The sequence below is a fragment of the Pontibacterium sp. genome, assembly GCF_041587635.1.
Lineage (GTDB): Bacteria > Pseudomonadota > Gammaproteobacteria > Pseudomonadales > Balneatricaceae > Pontibacterium.
On sequence record NZ_JBFGYC010000567.1, the window covers coordinates 1 to 2546 of the forward strand.

Consider the following 2546-nt stretch of genomic DNA (forward strand, 5'->3'; position numbering starts at 1 on the left):
CATCTCTCCGCCCAGCAGGTATACCGGTGGCACCGGCATGCCAGACGCCAGCGCCATCTCCTCAACGACATTGAGAATACGGCGCTCCTCCGGATCATCACTATTGGGGTAGATACGATGACCGCCCAAAGATTCAGCGATCCGTTTACCGCCTTCGGCAAGCTGAAGCCGTTTATAGATAATCGCCCCCAGCACCACACACCAGACAGCCATTCCAATATAGATAAAACGACGCCAGCTAAAAAAGTCCCAGACCGTGTATCCACCTAGCCCGGCCTCTTCAATATTTGACCAGCCAACCATTAAGGCGACACAGAAGTTCGCAAAAAAGACCAGCAGCGTTACGGCAAGAATGAACAACACGACCAGCCAACCGGTGTTACGACGTGCGCGATCCTGATGCGCAAAAAAATCCATTTTTTACAACTCTGAAGTAGATTTAGAAAGACACTTTAGGGGCAGCCTGAATCACAACACTGTCTTCAAACTCCAGCAATGAAGCATCGTCTGGATGACCAAAGGTGGATGCGAACAGCACGGGCGGGAAGGTCTGACGATAGGTGTTGTAAGCGGTCACGGCATCATTAAACGCCTGACGAGAGAATGCCACCCGGTTTTCAGTGCTGCTCAACTCTTCAGTCAGCTGCATCATATTCTCGTTGGCTTTAAGATCTGGATAGTCTTCCATCACCAGGTTGAGACGGGACAGTGCACCTTGCAGAGCACCTTCCGCACCGGCCAGACTTTGAATAGCAGCCCCCTGAGTAGGATCAGCTGCAGCACCTTTTAGCATCGCAGCCGCTTCGTTACGGGCTTCGATCACTGCGGTCAGCGTGTCTTTTTCATGTGCCATATAGGCTTTTGCGGTTTCAACCAGATTAGGGATCAGATCGTATCGACGTTTAAGCTGAACTTCGATCTGGCTGAACGCATTTTGGTAGCGATTCTTCAGTGTCACCAGTCGGTTGTAGATACTGACCACAAACAAAACCAATGCCACAACAACGGCCAAACCAACGATAGTACCGATATCCATAATTCTTCCTTGCTGATAAGTTTCAGACACAATTCCTGCCGGCAATTACGCCAACACGGAATAAGAAAGATAGCTCAGTGAGATGAAATATCGACCCGGATGGATCTATTTCTGCAGGACAAGCGGAGGGAGATCAACTTTTTGTTCAGTCAAAGCACGCTCGGCATCGAGGAACACCTCACGTTTCGGCTAAAAAACACTCAGCAGCGTACGCCGTTCATCAGATTAAAGCCCGCAGCGCTCAATCACTTCAGGACTGCGGGGTAGCTGATCACATTCAGCAGTTAGTCCTGCGTACGGCAACGCTCAGCAGGTACAAACAGCTGCGTCATAAGGTAGGTTTTGAAATCGTCAGGGTAATCCATAAAGGTCAGCGCGTGTTCCATACACGCCAGCCAGGCATCGCGTTCAACCGCCCCGATCGGCAGATGAGCGTGAGCGTGTGGAATACGAATAGAACCGTATTTTTCAGAGTACAGCTTTGGGCCACCCAACCAACCGCATAAAAAGCGCGACAGCTTATCACGTGACTCTTCCAGATCATCCGGATGCATTTTGCGAATACCCTGCGCAACCGGCAAGCTCTCCATCGCATCATAGAAGTGATCAACCAGCACACGAATACCTTCCACGCCGCCCGCGGACTGGAAGGACGTATCACCCATACCGTAGGCCGGTTGAGTCGTATCAGGCTCAGAGATGGAATGCATGATCAGCTCCTACAATGACTCAGCAACAGCAGCGTTGTCAGATTCAGAATTCTCCATCTTTTCGCGGTCAGCCTTTGAAACATAACGCGGCTTGTTGGACATCTGATTTTTAGCGTTGGCCTTTTTAGCCTTCTTGGTCAGAATCTGTGTGATCTTTTTACGTCTGTTCATTGTGCTGCTGTAAACCCGTTAGAGATTTTAAGAGCTACATGATACAGGTAGAAGTGCGCTGGGTGTTAGGGAACCCGCGAACAAGTGCAAAGAAAGGAAAAGCCATCGGTTGTGAGGGGATCACGAACAGGCATAAAAGGTAAAACGCGGGCAATAAAAAAGGGCAAGACCCAAAAGCCTTACCCTCTCTTCATCCAACGTAAGCTAGCTCACATTGGTTGTAGCTGAATCTAAAATTAGATTGCTACGATGTTCTCAGCCTGAGGACCTTTCTGGCCCTGAGTAACAGAGAACTCAACACGCTGACCTTCAGTCAGAGTTTTGAAGCCGGAACCAGAGATAGCGCTGAAGTGAGCGAATACGTCTGGGCCGTTTTCCTGTTCGATGAAACCGAAACCTTTAGTTTCGTTGAACCATTTAACTGTGCCAGTAACAGTAGCCATTATAATCTTTCCTAACGTAAATAAATAAGAGTGCCTTCAAGAGGCGTAAATAGCGTGAAAAATTGACTGTTATTTAAGAACTTCAGGACGAGGTATCATGAATACTTCGACGTAACGCAGCTTAATAAACGAGTGACTTTCTTTCGAGCTGGCGCTTAGTTTATAGATATTCTTTTCAGAGTCAAC

At 48.5% G+C, this 2546-nt stretch carries 4 protein-coding genes and 1 pseudogene; all 5 read right to left on the minus strand.

The window, feature by feature from the left end; translation table 11 throughout:
• Positions 1-417: pseudogene (locus ABYW01_RS19100) on the minus strand (peptidase); the annotation flags it as partial.
• A gap of 22 nt (positions 418-439) precedes the next feature.
• A complete protein-coding gene (locus ABYW01_RS19105; protein ID WP_372835912.1) occupies positions 440-1036 on the minus strand; it encodes a LemA family protein in 597 nt (198 codons plus the stop codon).
• Between the two features lie 284 nt (positions 1037-1320).
• Positions 1321-1746, minus strand: a complete 426-nt coding sequence (locus ABYW01_RS19110; protein ID WP_372835914.1) for a group II truncated hemoglobin — start codon at positions 1744-1746, stop codon at positions 1321-1323.
• A gap of 9 nt (positions 1747-1755) precedes the next feature.
• Complete coding sequence (locus ABYW01_RS19115) at positions 1756-1917, minus strand: DUF2986 domain-containing protein (RefSeq protein WP_372835916.1); 162 nt, start codon at positions 1915-1917, stop codon at positions 1756-1758.
• Positions 1918-2153: 236 nt separating this feature from the next.
• Positions 2154-2360 carry a cold-shock protein gene (locus tag ABYW01_RS19120; RefSeq protein WP_193955125.1) on the minus strand — a complete coding sequence of 69 codons (207 nt, stop codon included), beginning with the start codon at positions 2358-2360 and terminating at the stop codon, positions 2154-2156.
• Positions 2361-2546: the final 186 nt, after the last annotated feature.